The organism is Acetivibrio ethanolgignens (assembly GCF_001461035.1).
Taxonomy (GTDB): domain Bacteria; phylum Bacillota; class Clostridia; order Lachnospirales; family Lachnospiraceae; genus Velocimicrobium; species Velocimicrobium ethanolgignens.
This window is the reverse complement of record NZ_LNAM01000177.1, coordinates 4,408-21,974: the sequence shown is the minus strand read 5'-3', so window position 1 is coordinate 21,974 and position 17,567 is coordinate 4,408. Positions and strand designations below refer to the sequence as shown.

The window sequence follows — 17,567 nt, the reverse complement described above, 5'->3', positions numbered from 1 at the left end:
AATTTTTGAACTTAGTGCATAGGCGTGGTTGAAGAACACATTCATGCGTTTGTCGTGCTGAATCAGCCCTATAGGTGGACAATAAGGAAACTAGGATGTATAATGAAAAGAAAAGAAGGAGAGCGGATGGAAATGAAAGTAAAAAAAGCGATTATTTTGGCTGTGGTAGCAGCGGTGATAGCAATCGGTGCTACAGCAGTTAAGGTGGAAAATGAAAAAAGGGCAGAGAGAATGGAAAAAGGCGTGGGTGCTGTGTTGTCACCAATGAGCCATGCTTTGACGAAAAAATATATGTATGAGGATTATGATGCCTTTTGGAAAAATGCAGAGGAGAACTATCCTTTCTGGCGTGTAGCAGAAGAGACAACGGGGAATGATTTGGAGGAAATTAAAAAGGAATATCGGAAAGAAATCGAAGAGATAGAAAATGACTGGCAGTTTAATGATTTAATTGCAAAATGTATTGATGCCTTTGGCGGTGCCGGACACATGCAGCCTATTAGCAGCTATGGCTACCGGATGAATATGGTTTCGGTAGATTTAGGCTACAGTACCCGGGAATCTTCTCATATACAGTATCTCACCGAAAGAATGAACACGGAAAAATCCAGAACCTTTTATCTCTATGATAAAGAAAAGGATACGAAGCTCTTTAAAAAGATGTTAAAAGAAGAGGAGGGAGAAGAAAACTTTACCTATAAGGAATATTCAGAATATAAGGCAGGAGTAATCGCTATACCAGGTTTTTATAATGCCAGGGTAAATGCAGCGGCTCTTCAGGAAAGATTTAAGGCGATGGAAAAAGAGGGTATAGAAAACTGTATTATTGATATCCGGGGGAATGGCGGAGGCAATGATGACTATTGGATAGATGGAATTGTGGAGCCTAATCTTATGAAAACAGCAACGGTAGATTACTATTGCCTGTATAAGGGAAAAGAAAGTGAAGCATACGCCAAGGTCTGTTCGGGGATTAAAAAGGCAGATAAAAGTGATATAAGCAGCCTTCCTAAGCTTGACAGGGAGGAATTCGAAGAGGCTCAGTATGTAGGTAAAGTACGGCAGGAAATAAAAAAGACGAATAATCCATTATTTACAGGTCGTTTTTTTGTGCTGACAGACGGATTAAATTATTCTTCCGCAGAAAGCTTTGTACGTTTTTGTAAGGAAACAGGCTTTGCTACCTTAATTGGTAATACAACAGGCGGAGATGGTGCTGGTTATAATCCCTTGTATTTTGTATTGCCAAATTCCGGTATTTGCTACCGTTTTTCTGTATTTAATTTTATTAATCCCGATGGTTCCAATAATGAGGAATTTGGAACAGAGCCGGATATTAAGGTGGAAAATCAGGATATCTTAGAGGCTTGTTTTAAGTATCTTAAAGAATTTTAAGATAAAACATGGCAGGAGTTAAGCTTTTGGTTTTAAGATGAAAACAACATTAAGAGAAAGCTTAAAACCAGAGGAGGTTAATACAATGGAAATATTAAAGCCTGCCATGGCAGGGACACTGGAATCCAGTGATGCTCAGGTAACGGTTGAGCCGGGTGATGGAAAAATTGATTTTATCTTAGAAAGTGCTGTAATTCATCAGTACGGTAATCAGATCCGCAGGGTAGTAATGGAAACCTTAGAGCGGCTCGAGGTAAACAATGTAAGAATTACAGTAGTGGACAAGGGGGCTCTGGATTGTACCTTAAAGGCAAGGGTGGAAGGAGCGGTATACCGCTCTGTTGACCAGATGGAAAATCTGCCATGGGGAGGTGCAATCAAATAATGAATCCAAATAAAAAACGATTAAGAAGAACCATGATGTTCTTAAATGTGCAGAAGCCGGGCCTGATTAAGGATCCGTATATCTATAAACCAGACAGCATCATGCTGGATCTGGAGGATGCTGTCGCACAGAACCAGAAGGACGCCGCTCGTTTCTCTTTATACCATGCCCTGCAGGAAATTGATTATCGGGGTGTAGAGCGTGTTGTACGAATCAACGCCCTGGATACTCCATACTGGAGAGAGGATGTCCGTGTCTGTGTGGCCGGCGGCTGTGATGCCATCCGTATTCCTAAGACCGAGAGTGGCCAGGATGTCAGGATGGTGGAGGAAGCTGTTATCGCTGCCGAGAAGGAATTCGGCGTAGAGGAGGGAAAAACCCTCATTATGGCAGCCCTGGAGTCTGCTAAGGGTGTTATGCGTGCCCTGGATATCTGCGAGGCTTCTGACCGTATCTTTGGTATCGCCTTATCCGGCGGTGACTATACCAAGGATTTACAGACCCATATCACTGGTACCGGTATTGAGCTGATGGGAGCCAGACAGAACATGCTCATTGCAGCAAGAGCAGCCGGTGTACAGTGCTTTGACACCGTATATACCAACTTAGATAATATGGAAGGCTTCCGTAAGGACGTAGAAACCATTCATCTGATGGGCTTTGACGGAAAGTCCATTATCAACCCGAGACAGATTAATGTCGTACATGAAATCTTTACACCGACCGAAAAGGATATTATCTTTGCGGAAAAGGTAGTAAAGGAAATTGATGAAAAGAGTGCCCAGGGTATCGGTGTATTCACCGTAGATGGCAAGATGATTGACATCGCCTTCTATGATGGAGCAAAGCGTACCATCGCCCTGGCAAAAGCATCCGGTGTGTATAAGGGGGATTTATAAGATGATAAATGCAGTTGGAAGAGAAATACCAGAAGAAATTCTTGAGATGACCGGAAAAGAGGTTTTCCAGGGAAACCACTACAGAGACGGTTATGTATATAAAAAGGATGGCCCGAATACCAGATGTGTCATCAACAATACAGAGAGCAAGTTATTGAAGGATATCCATGAGGCATTGGTAAAATGTGGGATTAAGGACGGCATGACCCTGGGCTTCCACCACCACTTCCGGGAAGGTGACTATATCGTAAATATGGTCATGGAAGAGGTACATAAGATGGGAATCAAGGATATTACCATCTGTGCCAGCTCCTTAGGAAAGGCTCATGACCCAATCGTGCCTTATATTGAAGATGGAACTATTACCAACATCCAGTCCTCTGGTGTACGTGGAAAGATTGGAGAGGCAATCTCCCATGGAAGGCTGAAGGGCCTGGCTATCATGCGTTCTCATGGCGGACGTGTCCGTGCCATTGAGAGTGGCGAGACAAGAATTGACATTGCCTTTATTGGTGCACCGACCTGTGATGACTATGGCAACTGCCGTGGTATCGGTGGAAAGAGTAACTGTGGTGTGCTTTCCTATGCGATGGTAGATGGGGATTATGCGGACAAGGTAGTAGCGATTACCGATACCCTGGTGCCATTCCCGAACTTCCCGGCCCATATCAGCATGACAAAGGTAGACTATGTCGTAGAGGTGGAAAGCATCGGTGATCCGAAGAAAATTGCAACGGGAGCAGCTAAGCCTACCACAGATATGAGAAAGCTGATGATGGCAGATTACTGTACCCGGTTTGTTGTGAATACTCCATACTTTAAGGATGGTTTCTCCTATCAGACCGGTGTTGGCGGTGCATCCATTGCATCTACCATCTCTCTGGCAAAGATTATGCAGGAGAGAAATATCCGGATGCGTTTTGGTGTTGGCGGACTGACCAAGCCAATGTGTGACTTATTAAAGAATAACCAGGTAGACTGCCTGTTAGATACCCAGGACTTTGATTTGGATGCGGTAGAATCCGTAAAGAACTTAAAGCATTTCCGGATTTCTGCCGGTGAATACGCAGACCCATTTAACAAGGGAGCTGTGGTAAATAAGCTTGATTTTGTTATTCTAGCTGCCCTGGAGGTAGACGTTCACTTTAACTGTAACGTAGTAGTTGGTTCCGATGGAATGATTACCGGAGCCCAGGGAGGACACCCTGACACCGCTGCCGGAGCAAAATGTACCATTGTAATCGCTCCGCTGCTTCAGGGCAGAATTCCGGCAATTTGTAGCGATGTAACTACGGTAACCACACCAGGTGAGTCCATAGACGTAGTTATTACAGACTATGGTATAGCAATTAATCCGGCAAGACAGGATCTGATTGAGTGTATGAAGGATGTAGACCTTCCGTTTAAGACAATTGAGGAGCTAAGGGATATTGCTTACTCGATTGCAGGAGAGCCGGAAAGAGTAGAGTTCGATGACCGTGTTGTAGGTATCATTGAGAGCCGTGATGGTACTATCATGGACGTTGTTAGAAAGGTAAAAGACTTTAGCTTTCGCGAGCAGTAGTTTTTTATAACATAACTGGAGGGATTGATATGCAAACTATGTATGGTGCCACTTCTGGAAATCAGGTGATAGAAGAATGGCTTGGACAAATGGCCTGGGAAGCCCTTATTGAGGAGGTTTATACAACACCGAAGCCAGGGCTTGTCGATACCTATTCCAATGGAGCTCATAAAGATATGGATGTAGCTCTTTTTGAAAGAAGTGCCAGCGTTTTAAGACCATATTTTGTTCGGATGGCAGAGGCAGGATACCGTAGTCAGAAGCATCCCTCCGATGTTTTCCCAGAGCTCAGGGAAATAGGAATAGAGGCAGAAAAAGCTATGTATGCAGCGACAGGAAATGTAAATACGCATAAGGGCTTAATCTTTTCTCTGGGCATTCTCTGTGCTGCAGCAGCTAGCTGTTTTCGCTGGGATGGGTACGTTTCAGTTAAGAACCTGATACGGACAGAGCAGCATATGGTGAGAAGTGCTCTTATTGCAGAGTTAAAAGCAATCCAGGAAAAGAAAACAGATAGAAGCCATGGGGAAGAGCTTTACAGAAGGCTGGGAACCATGGGAGTCAGAGGTGAGGCTCTGGGTGGGTATGCTTCCATACGGACGATTGGTCTTCCGGTAATGCAGGAGGGAATTAGAAAAGGATATGGATGGAACGAAATAAAGCTCCAGGTTTTAATGGAGTTTATGGCACAGGCAGAGGATACCAATGTAATTTACCGCACCAGCGAGAAAACATTAGAGTATACACAGAATATTGCCAGACAGTTTTTGAAAAATGGCGGTGCTTATAGGAAAGGTGCCGTGGAAGAGCTGATAAAGCTGGATGAACAGTTTATAAAAGAAAATATCAGTCATGGCGGCTGTGCAGACCTGCTTGCAATTACAATATTTCTACATTCCGTATATAATGGGTTCCAGTCTCTTAGAAGAAAATTGTGAATTGTTAATATAGCCATGGTCTTTCTCTTCAAATCTCCAGAATAAGATTTTTAATGCCGTTATCTGCGGCAATCTTACCAAATGCCCGCATCTGGTTATCGCTGTAGGATGGCCGATTTTTTTCAAAACAAAAAGCTTTATCTACCATGTCGTACTTTGCCTGAGCCAGTGGATTGTAATTTAAAATTTCGTACTTTACCTCCTGATACAAGCCGCTGATAAACCGGGCGATTTCGGCAATGTTCTCTTCTGTAGCAGTCATATCAGGAATGAGTGGTGTTCTGATAATTACATTTTCTGCCTTATCTGATGTAAGCAGCCATTCTAAATTCTGTTTAATTAATTCATTAGTTACTCCCGTATACTTCTTATGCTGCCTACTGTCTATGATCTTTAAATCAGCAAACACATAATCTACATAGTTCATTGCTTCCTGATATAGCTTTGTTGGAATATGAGATGCCGTTTCTATGGTGGTTGCTATATTTTTCTCTCTGAGCCCCTTTAAAATCTCTATAGCAAATGCATGCTGAAATAAAGGCTCACCTCCTGACAAAGTAACACCTCCTCCATATTTGAAAAATGGTTCATCTTTGCAGGCTTCCTCTACCACTTCCTGCACTGTCATCTCTCTTGAATCCATAGTCAATGCAGCTGACGGACAGCTATCGATAATATAATGCCAGTTCTCGTTTTTAGAGATATCCAGTTTGATTTTTCCGTTAATTTCCTTCACACCTTCATTTTCCGCCAAATGTACACATGTATTACAATGTATACATTTGTTCAGAAAATATAGTGGTCTTTGTCTTATTGATATTCCCTCCGGATTATGACACCAGACACAGTTAATGGTGCAGCCTTTTAAGAAAACTGTTGTTCTGATGCCATGCCCGTCATGGGTTGAAAATCTTTTAAAATCGAAAACATAACCCTTCAAATTAATGTCAACACCTTTTTAAATATCATTATAACTTGTTCTTGCGATAATTTCATCCTGAAGTTCTCCTGCCAGTTCAACAAAGTAAGCTGTATATCCTGCAACTCTGACGGTAAGATTTCTGTAATGCTCAGGGTTTTTCTTTGCTGACATTAGGTCCTCTTTTCTCACAACGTTGAACTGAATGTGTGGTATCTCAAGATCCACGAAGGCTCTGAGCATCCTGGCAAATTTATCTATACCGTTTTCCGTTTTAAAGAATTCCGGCAGAAATTTCATATTGAGAAGTCCACCGTTTGTGGTCCAGCTCTTATCCAGTCTGGAAACTGATTTTAAAACGGCTGTAGGACCATTTTCGTCTCTTCCATAAACCGGTGACATTCCTCCGTCTGCTAAAGGGGTACCTGCATATCTGCCATCCGGGGATGCTCCTACATTCTCACCCATAGGGACATGAGCAGAAACTGTATACATACCTGTATGGTACTTACCTCCACGATAATTTGTATACTGCCCGATTCTCTCACGGAAATATTTTGCCCACTTAGCACCGAGATGATCAACCCAAGCAACATCATTACCATATTTTGGAACTTTGTTAAGTAGCATCGTTCTTAACATTTCGTCATCTTTATAGTTATTTTCTAATGCTTTCCAAAGCCTCTCTTTTGATACTTTCTTCTCATCAAATACCAGCTGCTTAATTGCTGCCAGACTGTCTGCCAGATTTGCCACCTGAATCATTTGGATGCCTGAAAGGTTATATTTTGCACCGCCCTTTGTTACATCAATACCATTTTCCATACAGTTGTTAATAACTGAAGAAAGGAATGGAGTAGGAAGAAGATCCATATGTGCCTGTTCTACCTGCTCGCATGCTAAAATCATCTTATCCATAAAATAATCTATGTTCTGACGGAAGGCTTCCTCTAAGTCTTCAAATGTCTCGTATGTTGTAAGATTGCCCCTGTCTGGTGCCAGCTGTTTTCCTGTAAGGAGGCATTTGCCACCTGTGAGGGTAAGCTCTAATGCCTTGTTTAAGTTAAACATCGCTGCATCTGACCATCCAAGGTTATCTCCCTGCGTCGTCAATTCTACACAGCCTACAATAGCATAATTCATTGCATCCCGCTCACTGATTCCAAGGTCATTAATCATTGCCGGAATAATCGCCTTGTCATTAAAGAACTGTGGCATACCGCTTCCTAAGGAAACAACCTTAATCGCTGCCTTTAACAACTTGTCGCTGGTTTTTTCACAAAGCCTTACAGAAAGGTTCGGCTGTGGAAGTCCGATGTGCTCCTGTGCTTTTAACAGCAGGTATGAGAGTTCATTTTCAAAAGGTTCACCCTTTGTATCCTGTCCGCCCAAGGCAATATTAAATCCGATAGGGAAGCCGGCGAAGAATTTTGCACTGTTAGCATTTCTCATATATACAATTTCATTAAATTTCAGCCATAAGCTCTCTATAATCTCCAGAATCGCCTGGTCGCTTATTCCATTTTCTTTGTCATGCTTGTAATATGGATACATATACACATCCATTCTTCCTGGTGAGAATGAGGAGGCATTAGACTCCATGTGTAAAATCACAAACAAGAACCATAATGACTGTGTTGCTTCATGGAAAGTAACCGGTGGTCTTTTGGCGATGCTTTTGCAAATCTCTGCAACTTTTTTCATATTACCTGCCCATTCCGGATTATCCTTTGCCTGCTGCAATAACAAATCATGGTATCTCATAATAAAGTTAATTGTGCCTTCCATAACGGTAACAACACTCTTATAGAAAAGCTTCTTTTCTTCATCTGTTTCTTTTGCCAGATGTTCTTCTGCTTCCGCTTTAAGACCTGCAGGGCCTTTTTTCAGCCAGCCTTCGCAGTCAGGATTAATATGTCCCTGTGCGTGGTCTTTCTGATTGATTTTTGCCACCTTGGAAATCTCTTCAATTTCCTTACCATAGCGTGCCTTTAAAACATCCTCTAAAGATTTTCCCTGCCAGTACGGATATATAACCTCTCTAAAATATTTAATATCTTCCTCATTAACATTAAATTTATCCTGTGGTCTTGTAGGAAGAGTTTCAAACTCCTTATCTACCCATGTGCTGCCGCTTTCTGGAAAAACAACACCGTACCTTACTCCAGCTGTTCTGTTTCCGACAATCAGTTCCTCCGGTTCTACGCTGATGCCTATTTTCTCTAAGCAATTTTTTAAAGAATATGCTCTCTGCACAATTCTCAGTTCCTTCTCATGCTCTTTATATGTGTCTGTAATTATTTTAGCCTGTTCAATAGAGGCATATCTTGGAACTGAAAGCATTCTGTTTTTTAAAACATCAATTCTTTCTGTTTTAACTAAATTATTCAACATATCCACCTGCTATTCACCAAAATTCTGACTCTCGAGTTCTATAATCTTCTCCATTGCTGCCTCCTCGTCTTCGCCGTCACATTCAAATGTAACCTCTGCGCCCCTCTTAATACAGGCTGAAATAATGGTAATAATGCTCTTTGCATTGATTTTCTTATCTCCAAATACAATTGTTACATTGCAGGAAAACCTTCCCATCTCTTTTGCGACAACACCTGCCGGCCTCATATGTAATCCCTCCGGATTATTTACTATGAATGTTCTGCTTACCATATGCTCATTTCTCCTATTTTCTGCCTTATTCTTTAAGCATACTTATCATCTTTGCAACTATAGCATCTGCCTGTTTAATAGCCGGGCTGATCCCAATTTTAACTTTCTTTAAATTGTCAAAGCGTTCTATATTTTTAATTGGCATATCTGTTGTTAAAATAACTGCATCAGCAGAAGCAACATCTTCTGCTGTAATAGTATTTTCAATACCAATAGAACCCTGTGTTTCAACCTTGCACTCAACACCTGCTTTTTCACAGGCCTGCTGAATCGCCTCTGCTGCCATATAAGTATGTGCAACCCCTGATGGGCATGCTGTAACTGCTAAAAATTTCATATTCTTTACGCTCCTTCTTTAAAAACTTATATTTTTATCTGTGACTATTTGCTTTTATTCGAAGCTGATATCAATATCTTCGATTTCTTCTTCTTTTGCTACGTAAGTTTTCTTAAATACAGCACACAATGCTACATAAATTGCAACACCAACAAGAATACAAGCTACATATAATAATGGGCTTGAAATAACCGGAGTTACAATAAGTCCTCCCCATGATGCAGCCATCGTTTTACCAACACCCAGGAGACCTGCAAGTCCAGCTGCAATGGCTGATGAAATCATATTGATAGGAATCATTCTTACAGGATCTGCTGTCGTATAGGAAATAGCACCCTCTGTAATGCCGCAGAAGCCCATTGCAATAGCACCAATACCTGCATTTCTTTCTTCTTTTGAGAATTTACTTTTTAATACTAAGGATGCTACACCTGCTCCAATTGGTGGAATACAAATAGCAATACCGACAGGTGCTGCAAATGTGTAAATTCCATCACCGACAAATGCAACCATTAAAATTGAAAATGCAACCTTATTAACAGGGCCACCTAAGTCAAAAGCAATCATAAGACCAGCTATTGCACTCACAATCATAACGTTTCCACCTGCGGCATCTCTTAATAATTCTTCTAACCACCCCATAAACACTGCAATAGGACCGCCTAATGCCCCAAACATTACGATACCGATTACGAGAATTGATACAACAGGAATGATAATGATTGATTTCAATGACTGCATTGACTTTGGAAGAGGAATCTTCTTCAGGTATTGGGCAAGAATACCTGCTACAATACCTGTAACAATGCCACCAAGGAAACCAGCACTAGCATATGTAACTGTACCGGCTGCTTCGTTAAATCCTGTAGGGATATTCAATGCCATAATACCGCCTGCCAAGCCTGGTGCAATACCTGGTCTGTCAGCAATCGAATAAGCAATATATGCTGAAAGCACAGGAACCATAAATCCTAAAGCGTCTGCCCCAATTGTCCATAGCCAGTAAGGAATACCATCTCCCCACCCCGGAGCTGCTCCTTCACCTGTAATTAATACTGCGATTGCCATAAGAATACCACCACCTACAACAACCGGTATCATATAAGATACACCGTTCATAAGATGTGTTCTTAGGTTTTTAAAAATATCAAGTAATTCTTTCATAGCCTTCTCCTTTTCATTAAGTATATCTCCTAAACTTAGGATTAAACCATGCCGATAAGTTCAATAACTTCTTCCGCATTCTTAGCGCTTCTCAATTGTTCTCTGAAATCATCGTGCATAACCTTTCTGAACAGTCCTGCTAAAATCTCCAGATGTCTGTCGCCCTGTCCCGGTGAAGGAACACCTATCTGGAATACCATGTCAACTTCTTCTGTACCATCCCATTTTACTGGTTTTGCGAGACGAACAAAAGCAAGCGATGGCCTTTTTACATATACTGACTTAGAATGTGGTGTAGCAATTGAGAAACCAACAGCTGTACTTGAGCTTGCTTCTCTAGACATAACGTCTGTTATATAACCTTCCTTGTCAATAAGTCTGTCATCCTTATCCATTGCGTCAGCAATCAGTCTGATGATTTCCTCAGAGCTGTCGGACTCAACGTCAAACATGACAATCTCTCCGCTCATAAGTTCTTTAGCCAAACTAATTTCCTCCTTTCCTTAAAACTATAGTACCATCGTGTAATCTAATTTTACGTCGTTTATTAAGCTTTTTCAATTATCACAAAAAAGGAAAATTGCACTAAGGTTAGTGCAATTCATCTTTCAATAGATCCCATATTTCTTCTACTGTTTCACATTTTTGTATCGCATGGATTCTTTCCTCAGAGCCTGTAATTCTGGTAAAATCTGAGAAAAATGCCTTCGTTGTTGCAATATTATTAAAGTTTAATGCCAGAAGAAAAATCGTCCTCACCATCTTTCCTTCCCAATTTACAGGATACTTTAGCTGTATCAAAAACACTTTTGGTTTAATTACATTTTCAGGCATTCCATGAGGAATTGCGACACCATTTCCTATTGCAGTAGATTCAATAAGCTCTCGTTTGATCACATCATCAAAAAACTCTTTTTTAACATAACCGCCATCAAAAAGTATTTCACACGCTTCTTTTAAAATGGCATCTCTTTCCGTCTTTTTCCTCACAATCATAATATGCTCAGTATCAACTAATTCATTAAAATTTGTATTTTCAAGCCTCGGATGGGTCAGGGCTTCAAAGCACGCAGCCTTTATTTTCCTTTCATCCTCCCTGCTGACAATGGGTGATATATGTACCACCTTATTCCCATAAGTGAAGTTTGGAAGCATTGACAAAATAATATCAAAATCATAATCGTCTAAGCTATTTATTTTTCCAGATGATAGTATTGCTATAATGTTTACATCATTCATCCTGCTTTCGATTTTTCGGGCAACAATATTAGCCGCTGCAATTCCACTGGTTCCTATTAAAATTGCCTTAACATTTTTTACGTTCCTATGAAATGCACCACCTAAAAACAGTGCAATAAAAGATATCTCATGATCCGTAGGAATAGCATTTGTGTATTCCTCATAAAATTTTCCAAGGGTAAAGCATGTTGCTAAAATTCCCGAATACATCTCTCTGATATCGCTCAAGAAAGGATTACTTACTTCCAGACCATACTGGGTTCTGATAAATGAAGGTGGAAGAAAAGCTTCAAGGCTTGTTCTCAGGAGTTCATTATCTGTTAAATCCGCATTTAATATCTCTGAAAGATAAGAAAGTATTTCATCACATAATTTATCATTTTCACTATCAAATATGCTGCCGGAAATCACACGGGGACGATCTTTTTTCAACTGAACTGCCGCCGCGGCAAACAATACATCTATATACTGTTTTTCATATTCATTCAGCTGAACCTTTCCCAACTGCATAAATAATTTCGATACCTTTTCCACAATTTCAGGATTACTCAGAGTTTTTCCATCTTTAATAATACTCTCAGTAATCACATTTCCCATCCGTGTTCTAAACAGCTGAATGCTTATATATTCCGCCAGCATTCTAAAGGAGTAGTCTGTATATGTCACATGGTATTCATCCTCAATATGGTGTATCACTTCGACAGCCTTTTCAAAATTGTCCTGACCAAAATTGTTTATCCAAAGATTAAGATATTCTTCCTCTAAATGGATTCTGTAATCGTAGAGAGTTTCTACCTTTTTATCTCCAATCGCATAGGTACAGCCATTTTTCATCGCCTTTCGTATGGAAAATTCATCACCGGAGATAAATACACCATGTCCAGCTACTCTGTTAATATGGATATTGTATTTTCTGAGTTCTTTGGAATCTTGTCTCGTTTCATATCATTAATCTGTTTTATCTGTTCTTCTGTAAAATCAGCCACGAAGCCGGTTCCCGTTTTTCTTTTCAGGGTCATTCCATGTTCGCTGCAAAAATCTGAAACCTCGTTGATGTAAGTTTTAACACTTCTTTCAGATACACCGAGGTGTAATGCTAATGTTTTTGATGTAATTGGTATCCGGTTGTTGTCTATTAGCTTCTCTATTATCTGAAGTCCTCTCTCTGATAACATGTCTCTTCCAACCTTCTTATCTAGTGTTTGCAGATTAATTAGTTACTTGCAAATATTTTACCAGATAACGAGGGAAAAGTCAGTATACTGATTTTTATAAGAGATTTAAGGAAGCTGCAATTTTTGCCGATATATGATATGGAGTAATATTTTAATTGGAGCCATCCTCCTTTTAAATTAAAGGGAAAGATAAAAATAGGGCATGAAGAGAGAATTATTTATTACATTAATTTTAAATGTAGGTATACTTTTGTTGATTGCAGGCACGTTGGTTAATATTAAGTTTGTAAGAAGGCTACTTATAAAAAAGGATGAAAAAATAGAAAACAGACTCCTGTTGGGAATTATCTTTGGCGTTATGAGTATTGTATCGACATATATTGGGCTGGGGGTACACGGAGCAATAGTAAATACACGGGTAATTGGTGTTTTAGCAGCAGGTATTTTGGGTGGACCCTATGTGGGAATGGTGGCCGCCATTCTGGCAGGGATACACAGGTATTTTTTTGATATCTCAGGGCTTACTTCTTTTGCCTGTGCAGTTTCGACAGTTTTTGAGGGAGCGATTGGAAGTGTAGCTTATTTGTATCTGGAAAAAAGAAAAACATCTCTTGCTATAACTGGCTTGATTGCTGTTGGTGCACAAATCCTGCAAATGATAATCATACTATTAATTGCAAAACCTTTTTCGGCCGCATGGGAGCTGGTGCAGGTGATTGCTTTGCCGATGATTCTTATTAATTCTTTCGGAACTATGCTGTTTTTTTCTACCTTTAATCGTATTTATCTGGAACGGGATTATGATATAAGCTACCATCAGAGTCAGGTTCTGAAGATAGCTGAAAGATCCCTTCCTCATCTAAGGAATGGCCTGAATAATGAAGTAGCTATGAAAAAGGTGGTTGATATTATTTGCCAGGCGATGCCTGAATTCAGAGCTATTATTACTAATTCGGAGCAGATTCTGGCAGACAGTAAGGAGATATCCCTTCCATTGGATCCTGTGGACTTTGTGAAAAGAGCTATAACGGTGGATGATACTATTCTTCAGAGTGTTGAGGATGGGAAAAAAAGCTTTTGTATCATTGCAGCACCATTAAAGGAGGGAGACGGTTCTGTGGGAGGTCTGGTTGTTATAACAAAAAAACAGCGTATTGCAACAGATACAGATAAACTATTTGTAGAAGGACTGGCGAGGCTGTTTTCTACGATGCTGGAATTATCGAAAATCTCTTATGAGATTGAAATGAAAAGAAAAATGGAATTCCGGGCTTTGCAGGCACAGATAAATCCACATTTTTTGTATAATACATTGAATACGCTTTCCTCCATTTGCAGGGAGAATCCAAAACGGACACGAGAGCTGTTACTGCTATTGAGTCATTACTTCCGTTATACCCTGGAAATAAATAAAGAATTTATCTCACTCAAAGATGAGGTGAAGGCAATCAAAAGCTATCTGGAAATTGAATTTGCCAGATTTGAGGACAAGCTAAGGGTTTGCTGGGAAATCGATTCTGAATTAAATGGAAATATACCGCCTCTTTTACTGCAGCCCTTAGTAGAAAATGCAGTAAAATATGGAGCAAAGGAAGATGGGACAAGAGATATTAACATTTCTATAAAAAAGGGAAAAAATTCCCTTCTTTTTCAGGTTCAAGACCAGGGAAAAGGGTTTCCCAGGGAGGAGCTGGAACGGTTTCAAAAAGAGGAAAAGGAAGGCTACTCCGGAATTTACAATGTTCACAGAAGGATAAAAAATATTTATCCGGGTAACCAGGGGCTTATGCTTTCCAACAAAGAAGCTGGGGCAGAGGTGCGGCTGGAAATACCGCTTATGTGAAGGGGAGAAAGCAGAGGGTAAGATTTATGAAAATTGCAATTATAGAAGATGAGAGACCGGCACAAAGAGAGCTTTCGTATTTACTTCGGACTATTTTAGGAAAGGTAGAAATCCAGGAGGGAGATAGTGGAGCAGATGGCATCAGGCTTATTAGCCAGGATACCTATGATATGATTTTTCTTGATATCCATCTGGGAGATATCAAGGGAGTTGACTTGGTGCCTTTGATAAAGAAGCTTAGTCCCAGTACGAAAATTATTTTTTCTACAGCCTATTCAGAATACGCTATGCAGGCCTTTGAGCTTCAGGTAGATGATTATATCCTAAAGCCTTATGAAGAGAGCAGGCTACGCCAGATTTTGGAGCGGCATTGCTCTAAAAAGGAAGGAACTGCCGAAATTGGAGGAGGAAGCTTTTTGGATAAGATTTGTGTGAATAAGGAAAGAGAAAGCAGGCTTATTGACATTGATACAGTGGCTTATATTGAAACTGATGGACAAGGGCGTGGATGCGTCATACATACAGTGAGGGGAGGTTACCGGAGTAATCAGTATTTATCAGAATATGAAAAGAAATTGGAGGAGAAAGGATTTTTTCGGATTCATAAAAGCTATTTGGTTAATTTGAAATATATTGTCAGCATTTTTCCCTGGGAAGGAGGGAGATTTGCGGTAAGATTAAAGGGCTTTGAAAAAACGGTTTTACCTGTAGGAAGAGAAAAGATCAGGCAGCTAAGAAATAAAATTTTAATTTAGAGCCCTTGATTTGAACATATTTGCTACTAAATATTACATTTCTCCATAAATTTAGTGTATTTAACATAAAAACACTTTAGAAAAATGTTTTTGTATAGTAAAATTAGCAAAAAAAAAGAAGGAGAGCTACCAATGATTACTTTTATAGCTTGTGTAATTATCCTGTTTTTAGGATATGTCATTTATGGAGTGATAGTAGATAAGATTTTTGGCTCAAGCGAGAGCCGGGAAGTGCCGGCAATGAAATATGCAGATGGCATTGATTTTGTTGAATTGCCAACCTGGAAGGCATTTTTGATTCAGTTTCTGAATATCGCAGGAACTGGGCCGATTTTTGGAGCAGTGGCAGGTGCTATGTGGGGTGCGGATGCCTTTTTATGGATTACCTTTGGGTCTGTCTTTGGCGGTGCAGTCCATGATTTCCTGGTTGGAATGATGTCTCTTCGCTCAAAGGGTGCGTCTGTATCAGAATTGGTAGGAGAAAATCTAGGAGCATTGGCAAAGAAGGTAATGATTCTTTTTTCTGTTATTTTACTGCTTTTAGTTGGTGTTGTCTTTGTATCTAGTCCGGCAGACCTTTTAGCAAATCTGACAGGGCAGAATCGGTGGGTTTTTGTTGCCTTAATTTTAGGTTATTATATTGTAGCAACTGTACTTCCTATCGATAAGGTAATTGGAAAAATATACCCAATATTTGGTGTTTCTCTGTTTATCATGGCAGCAGGTATTATAATTGGAATGATTACTCAGGGATATTTTATGCAGATTCCAGAGTTTGCTTTTTCCAATCCGCATGTGGAAGGAAAGTCAATTTTTCCATATCTGTTTATCTCCATTGCATGTGGAGCTATTTCTGGTTTTCATGCAACCCAGTCGCCTATGATGGCTCGCTGTGTCCGCAATGAGAAGGATGGAAGAAAAGTATTTTATGGTGCAATGATTGCAGAGGGAGTTATTGCCTTGATTTGGGCAGCAGCTGCAATGACATTTTTTGGCGGCCTGGAAGGTCTTGCTTTGGAAGGTGGAAAAGCAGCAGTTATTGTTAATAAAATTTCTTCTGGACTGATGGGGCCGGTTGGTATGATTTTGGCCATTCTGGGTGTGGTTGTCTGTCCAATCACCTCGGGAGATACCGCATTTCGCTCAATTCGATTGACCCTGGCAGATGCACTGAGGCTGGAGCAAAAAAGTAAGCTCAACAGATTTAAACTAATTATTCCGGTTTTTGCTGTAGCAGTTATGCTCTTATTTATTGATTTCAACATTATTTGGAGATACTTTAGCTGGGCAAATCAAACACTTGCTGCAATGGCACTTTGGACCGCAGCTGTATATTTAAAGAAGCAAGGAAAATTCCACTGGGTGGCATACCTTCCGGCTATGTTTATGACGGTTGTTGTTACCTGCTACATACTTGTGGCAAAGGAAGGCTTTTATGGACTGATAACCCAATATATGCCACTAAAGAGTGCTGAAGGTATTGGTATTGTAGTGGGGATTGCTCTGGCACTTGGCTTTTCAATGCTTTATTTCCGGAAGGAGAAGGGAACAGACTAAGTCTGAAGTCTTTGAATGTTCTGGTTTTGATGTTGTTTCCTTTGCCGCCTGAATTATGGCATTATACTTATTCTGAGCATATGTAAGCCCAAAGCGTTCGGTTAATTTGATATGGAATTTAGTAAGTCGACGAAATTCTCGGGTTAAGCTATAGAAAAAGCACATACCAATCATCATCGGTATGTGCTTGGTTATTAATTTTATATGTTTTTTTTCATTTTGGATATAGTTTCAACCTGTAAATTTTCTCCTATCCAATTAAAGAATGTATCGGCTGCAGATAGTAAGCTGTTTAGGAATTCTGTAGAAGGGAGAACTTCTTTTCTTTGACCTATGCTAAAAAGTAGTTGATTTCTAGGTAAGCCTTTTATTATCAATTCAGAGGTGGTGCCTGGGAACGGAATACAAACATATTTTTTTTCAAGATATGTTTGTATTCCATTTATTATAAAGTTCCATAAAAAGATAATGTCATCATGGTATTGTTCTCCCATTAACTCGTATCCAAAATATTGAATCGAGAGATATCCATCAATATATTCGAGCCTCCCAGGTAATTTTTGCAATTCTAAGATTGAACATTGAGGGACGGTATTAAAAGTTTTTTTTGAAGAATTATAGACAAAGGTACTAACATTTATCATGCATACATCTCCTTAACATTACTTGGTGTCTGCTAATTAGGCTTAAAACACTTGATTTTACTGACTTTCTCCCCGCTTTCTGATAT

General features: G+C 40.0%; 17 protein-coding genes. 8 read left to right on the top strand and 9 right to left on the bottom strand.

Annotated features, from left to right (window positions below; genetic code table 11):
• Positions 1-102: 102 nt before the first annotated feature.
• The 5 genes from ASU35_RS13280 (at position 103) to mdcB (ending at position 5,181) form a co-directional block, all read left to right on the top strand.
• Positions 103-1,395, top strand: coding sequence for a S41 family peptidase (locus tag ASU35_RS13280; protein ID WP_058353483.1), 1,293 nt, complete (start codon positions 103-105; stop codon positions 1,393-1,395).
• An 85-nt stretch (positions 1,396-1,480) separates the two neighbouring features.
• Positions 1,481-1,780, top strand: a complete 300-nt coding sequence (gene citD / locus ASU35_RS13275) for a citrate lyase acyl carrier protein (RefSeq protein ID WP_058353482.1) — start codon at positions 1,481-1,483, stop codon at positions 1,778-1,780.
• Positions 1,780-2,679: an aldolase/citrate lyase family protein gene (locus tag ASU35_RS13270; protein WP_058353481.1), complete on the top strand. Its 900-nt coding sequence runs from the start codon at positions 1,780-1,782 to the stop codon at positions 2,677-2,679. Before citD ends, ASU35_RS13270 begins: the two co-directional genes overlap by 1 nt.
• A gap of 1 nt (position 2,680) precedes the next feature.
• Positions 2,681-4,243 carry a citrate lyase subunit alpha gene (gene citF, locus ASU35_RS13265; protein WP_058353480.1) on the top strand — a complete coding sequence of 521 codons (1,563 nt, stop codon included), beginning with the start codon at positions 2,681-2,683 and terminating at the stop codon, positions 4,241-4,243.
• Positions 4,244-4,332: 89 nt separating this feature from the next.
• On the top strand, positions 4,333-5,181 hold the full coding sequence (gene mdcB / locus ASU35_RS13260; protein WP_479714989.1) for a triphosphoribosyl-dephospho-CoA synthase MdcB: 849 nt from the start codon (positions 4,333-4,335) through the stop codon (positions 5,179-5,181).
• A gap of 28 nt (positions 5,182-5,209) precedes the next feature.
• Here the strand turns inward: mdcB and ASU35_RS13255 are convergent, their stop codons facing one another.
• From ASU35_RS13255 to ASU35_RS13220, 8 genes are all read right to left on the bottom strand, one after another.
• Positions 5,210-6,121 (bottom strand): glycyl-radical enzyme activating protein, encoded by a 912-nt coding sequence (locus ASU35_RS13255; RefSeq protein ID WP_058353479.1) that lies wholly within the window; start codon positions 6,119-6,121, stop codon positions 5,210-5,212.
• 18 nt (positions 6,122-6,139) lie between these two features.
• A complete protein-coding gene (locus ASU35_RS13250; protein WP_058353478.1) occupies positions 6,140-8,494 on the bottom strand; it encodes a glycyl radical protein in 2,355 nt (784 codons plus the stop codon).
• Between the two features lie 9 nt (positions 8,495-8,503).
• Complete coding sequence (locus ASU35_RS13245) at positions 8,504-8,767, bottom strand: HPr family phosphocarrier protein (protein ID WP_058353477.1); 264 nt, start codon at positions 8,765-8,767, stop codon at positions 8,504-8,506.
• Positions 8,768-8,792: 25 nt separating this feature from the next.
• The gene (locus ASU35_RS13240) at positions 8,793-9,104 is read right to left on the bottom strand and encodes a PTS fructose-like transporter subunit IIB (RefSeq protein WP_058353476.1); all 312 of its coding nucleotides are present in this window, start codon (positions 9,102-9,104) and stop codon (positions 8,793-8,795) included.
• A gap of 54 nt (positions 9,105-9,158) precedes the next feature.
• On the bottom strand, positions 9,159-10,268 hold the full coding sequence (locus ASU35_RS13235; protein WP_058353475.1) for a PTS fructose transporter subunit IIC: 1,110 nt from the start codon (positions 10,266-10,268) through the stop codon (positions 9,159-9,161).
• A gap of 41 nt (positions 10,269-10,309) precedes the next feature.
• Complete coding sequence (locus tag ASU35_RS13230; protein WP_242861286.1) at positions 10,310-10,753, bottom strand: PTS sugar transporter subunit IIA; 444 nt, start codon at positions 10,751-10,753, stop codon at positions 10,310-10,312.
• Between the two features lie 106 nt (positions 10,754-10,859).
• A complete protein-coding gene (locus ASU35_RS13225) occupies positions 10,860-11,939 on the bottom strand; it encodes a BglG family transcription antiterminator (RefSeq protein ID WP_172794647.1) in 1,080 nt (359 codons plus the stop codon).
• Positions 11,940-12,391: 452 nt separating this feature from the next.
• Positions 12,392-12,682 (bottom strand): HTH domain-containing protein, encoded by a 291-nt coding sequence (locus tag ASU35_RS13220; protein WP_058353473.1) that lies wholly within the window; start codon positions 12,680-12,682, stop codon positions 12,392-12,394.
• Positions 12,683-12,884: 202 nt separating this feature from the next.
• Here ASU35_RS13220 and ASU35_RS13215 point away from each other — a divergent pair, with 202 nt between their 5' ends.
• The 3 genes from ASU35_RS13215 to ASU35_RS13205 all read left to right on the top strand — a co-directional run bounded on the left by ASU35_RS13215 (position 12,885) and on the right by ASU35_RS13205 (position 16,837).
• Positions 12,885-14,525 (top strand): LytS/YhcK type 5TM receptor domain-containing protein, encoded by a 1,641-nt coding sequence (locus tag ASU35_RS13215; protein WP_058353472.1) that lies wholly within the window; start codon positions 12,885-12,887, stop codon positions 14,523-14,525.
• 26 nt (positions 14,526-14,551) lie between these two features.
• The gene (locus tag ASU35_RS13210) at positions 14,552-15,280 is read left to right on the top strand and encodes a LytR/AlgR family response regulator transcription factor (protein WP_147525448.1); all 729 of its coding nucleotides are present in this window, start codon (positions 14,552-14,554) and stop codon (positions 15,278-15,280) included.
• Between the two features lie 132 nt (positions 15,281-15,412).
• Positions 15,413-16,837, top strand: coding sequence for a carbon starvation CstA family protein (locus ASU35_RS13205; protein WP_058353470.1), 1,425 nt, complete (start codon positions 15,413-15,415; stop codon positions 16,835-16,837).
• A 200-nt stretch (positions 16,838-17,037) separates the two neighbouring features.
• On the opposite strand, the gene ASU35_RS13200 is transcribed toward ASU35_RS13205, so the two are convergent.
• A complete protein-coding gene (locus tag ASU35_RS13200) occupies positions 17,038-17,481 on the bottom strand; it encodes a hypothetical protein (protein ID WP_058353469.1) in 444 nt (147 codons plus the stop codon).
• Positions 17,482-17,567 lie beyond the last annotated feature (86 nt).

Coding starts and splice junctions, on each gene's coding strand:
- mdcB (WP_479714989.1), top strand. CDS start 4,333: ATGGCCTGGGAAGCCCTTATTGAGGAGGTTTATACAACACCGAAGCCA.
- ASU35_RS13200 (WP_058353469.1), bottom strand. CDS start 17,481: ATGATAAATGTTAGTACCTTTGTCTATAATTCTTCAAAAAAAACTTTT.
- ASU35_RS13280 (WP_058353483.1), top strand. CDS start 103: ATGAAAAGAAAAGAAGGAGAGCGGATGGAAATGAAAGTAAAAAAAGCG.
- citF (WP_058353480.1), top strand. CDS start 2,681: ATGATAAATGCAGTTGGAAGAGAAATACCAGAAGAAATTCTTGAGATG.
- ASU35_RS13220 (WP_058353473.1), bottom strand. CDS start 12,682: ATGTTATCAGAGAGAGGACTTCAGATAATAGAGAAGCTAATAGACAAC.
- ASU35_RS13210 (WP_147525448.1), top strand. CDS start 14,552: ATGAAAATTGCAATTATAGAAGATGAGAGACCGGCACAAAGAGAGCTT.
- citD (WP_058353482.1), top strand. CDS start 1,481: ATGGAAATATTAAAGCCTGCCATGGCAGGGACACTGGAATCCAGTGAT.
- ASU35_RS13270 (WP_058353481.1), top strand. CDS start 1,780: ATGAATCCAAATAAAAAACGATTAAGAAGAACCATGATGTTCTTAAAT.
- ASU35_RS13240 (WP_058353476.1), bottom strand. CDS start 9,104: ATGAAATTTTTAGCAGTTACAGCATGCCCATCAGGGGTTGCACATACT.
- ASU35_RS13245 (WP_058353477.1), bottom strand. CDS start 8,767: ATGGTAAGCAGAACATTCATAGTAAATAATCCGGAGGGATTACATATG.
- ASU35_RS13205 (WP_058353470.1), top strand. CDS start 15,413: ATGATTACTTTTATAGCTTGTGTAATTATCCTGTTTTTAGGATATGTC.
- ASU35_RS13235 (WP_058353475.1), bottom strand. CDS start 10,268: ATGAAAGAATTACTTGATATTTTTAAAAACCTAAGAACACATCTTATG.
- ASU35_RS13215 (WP_058353472.1), top strand. CDS start 12,885: ATGAAGAGAGAATTATTTATTACATTAATTTTAAATGTAGGTATACTT.
- ASU35_RS13250 (WP_058353478.1), bottom strand. CDS start 8,494: ATGTTGAATAATTTAGTTAAAACAGAAAGAATTGATGTTTTAAAAAAC.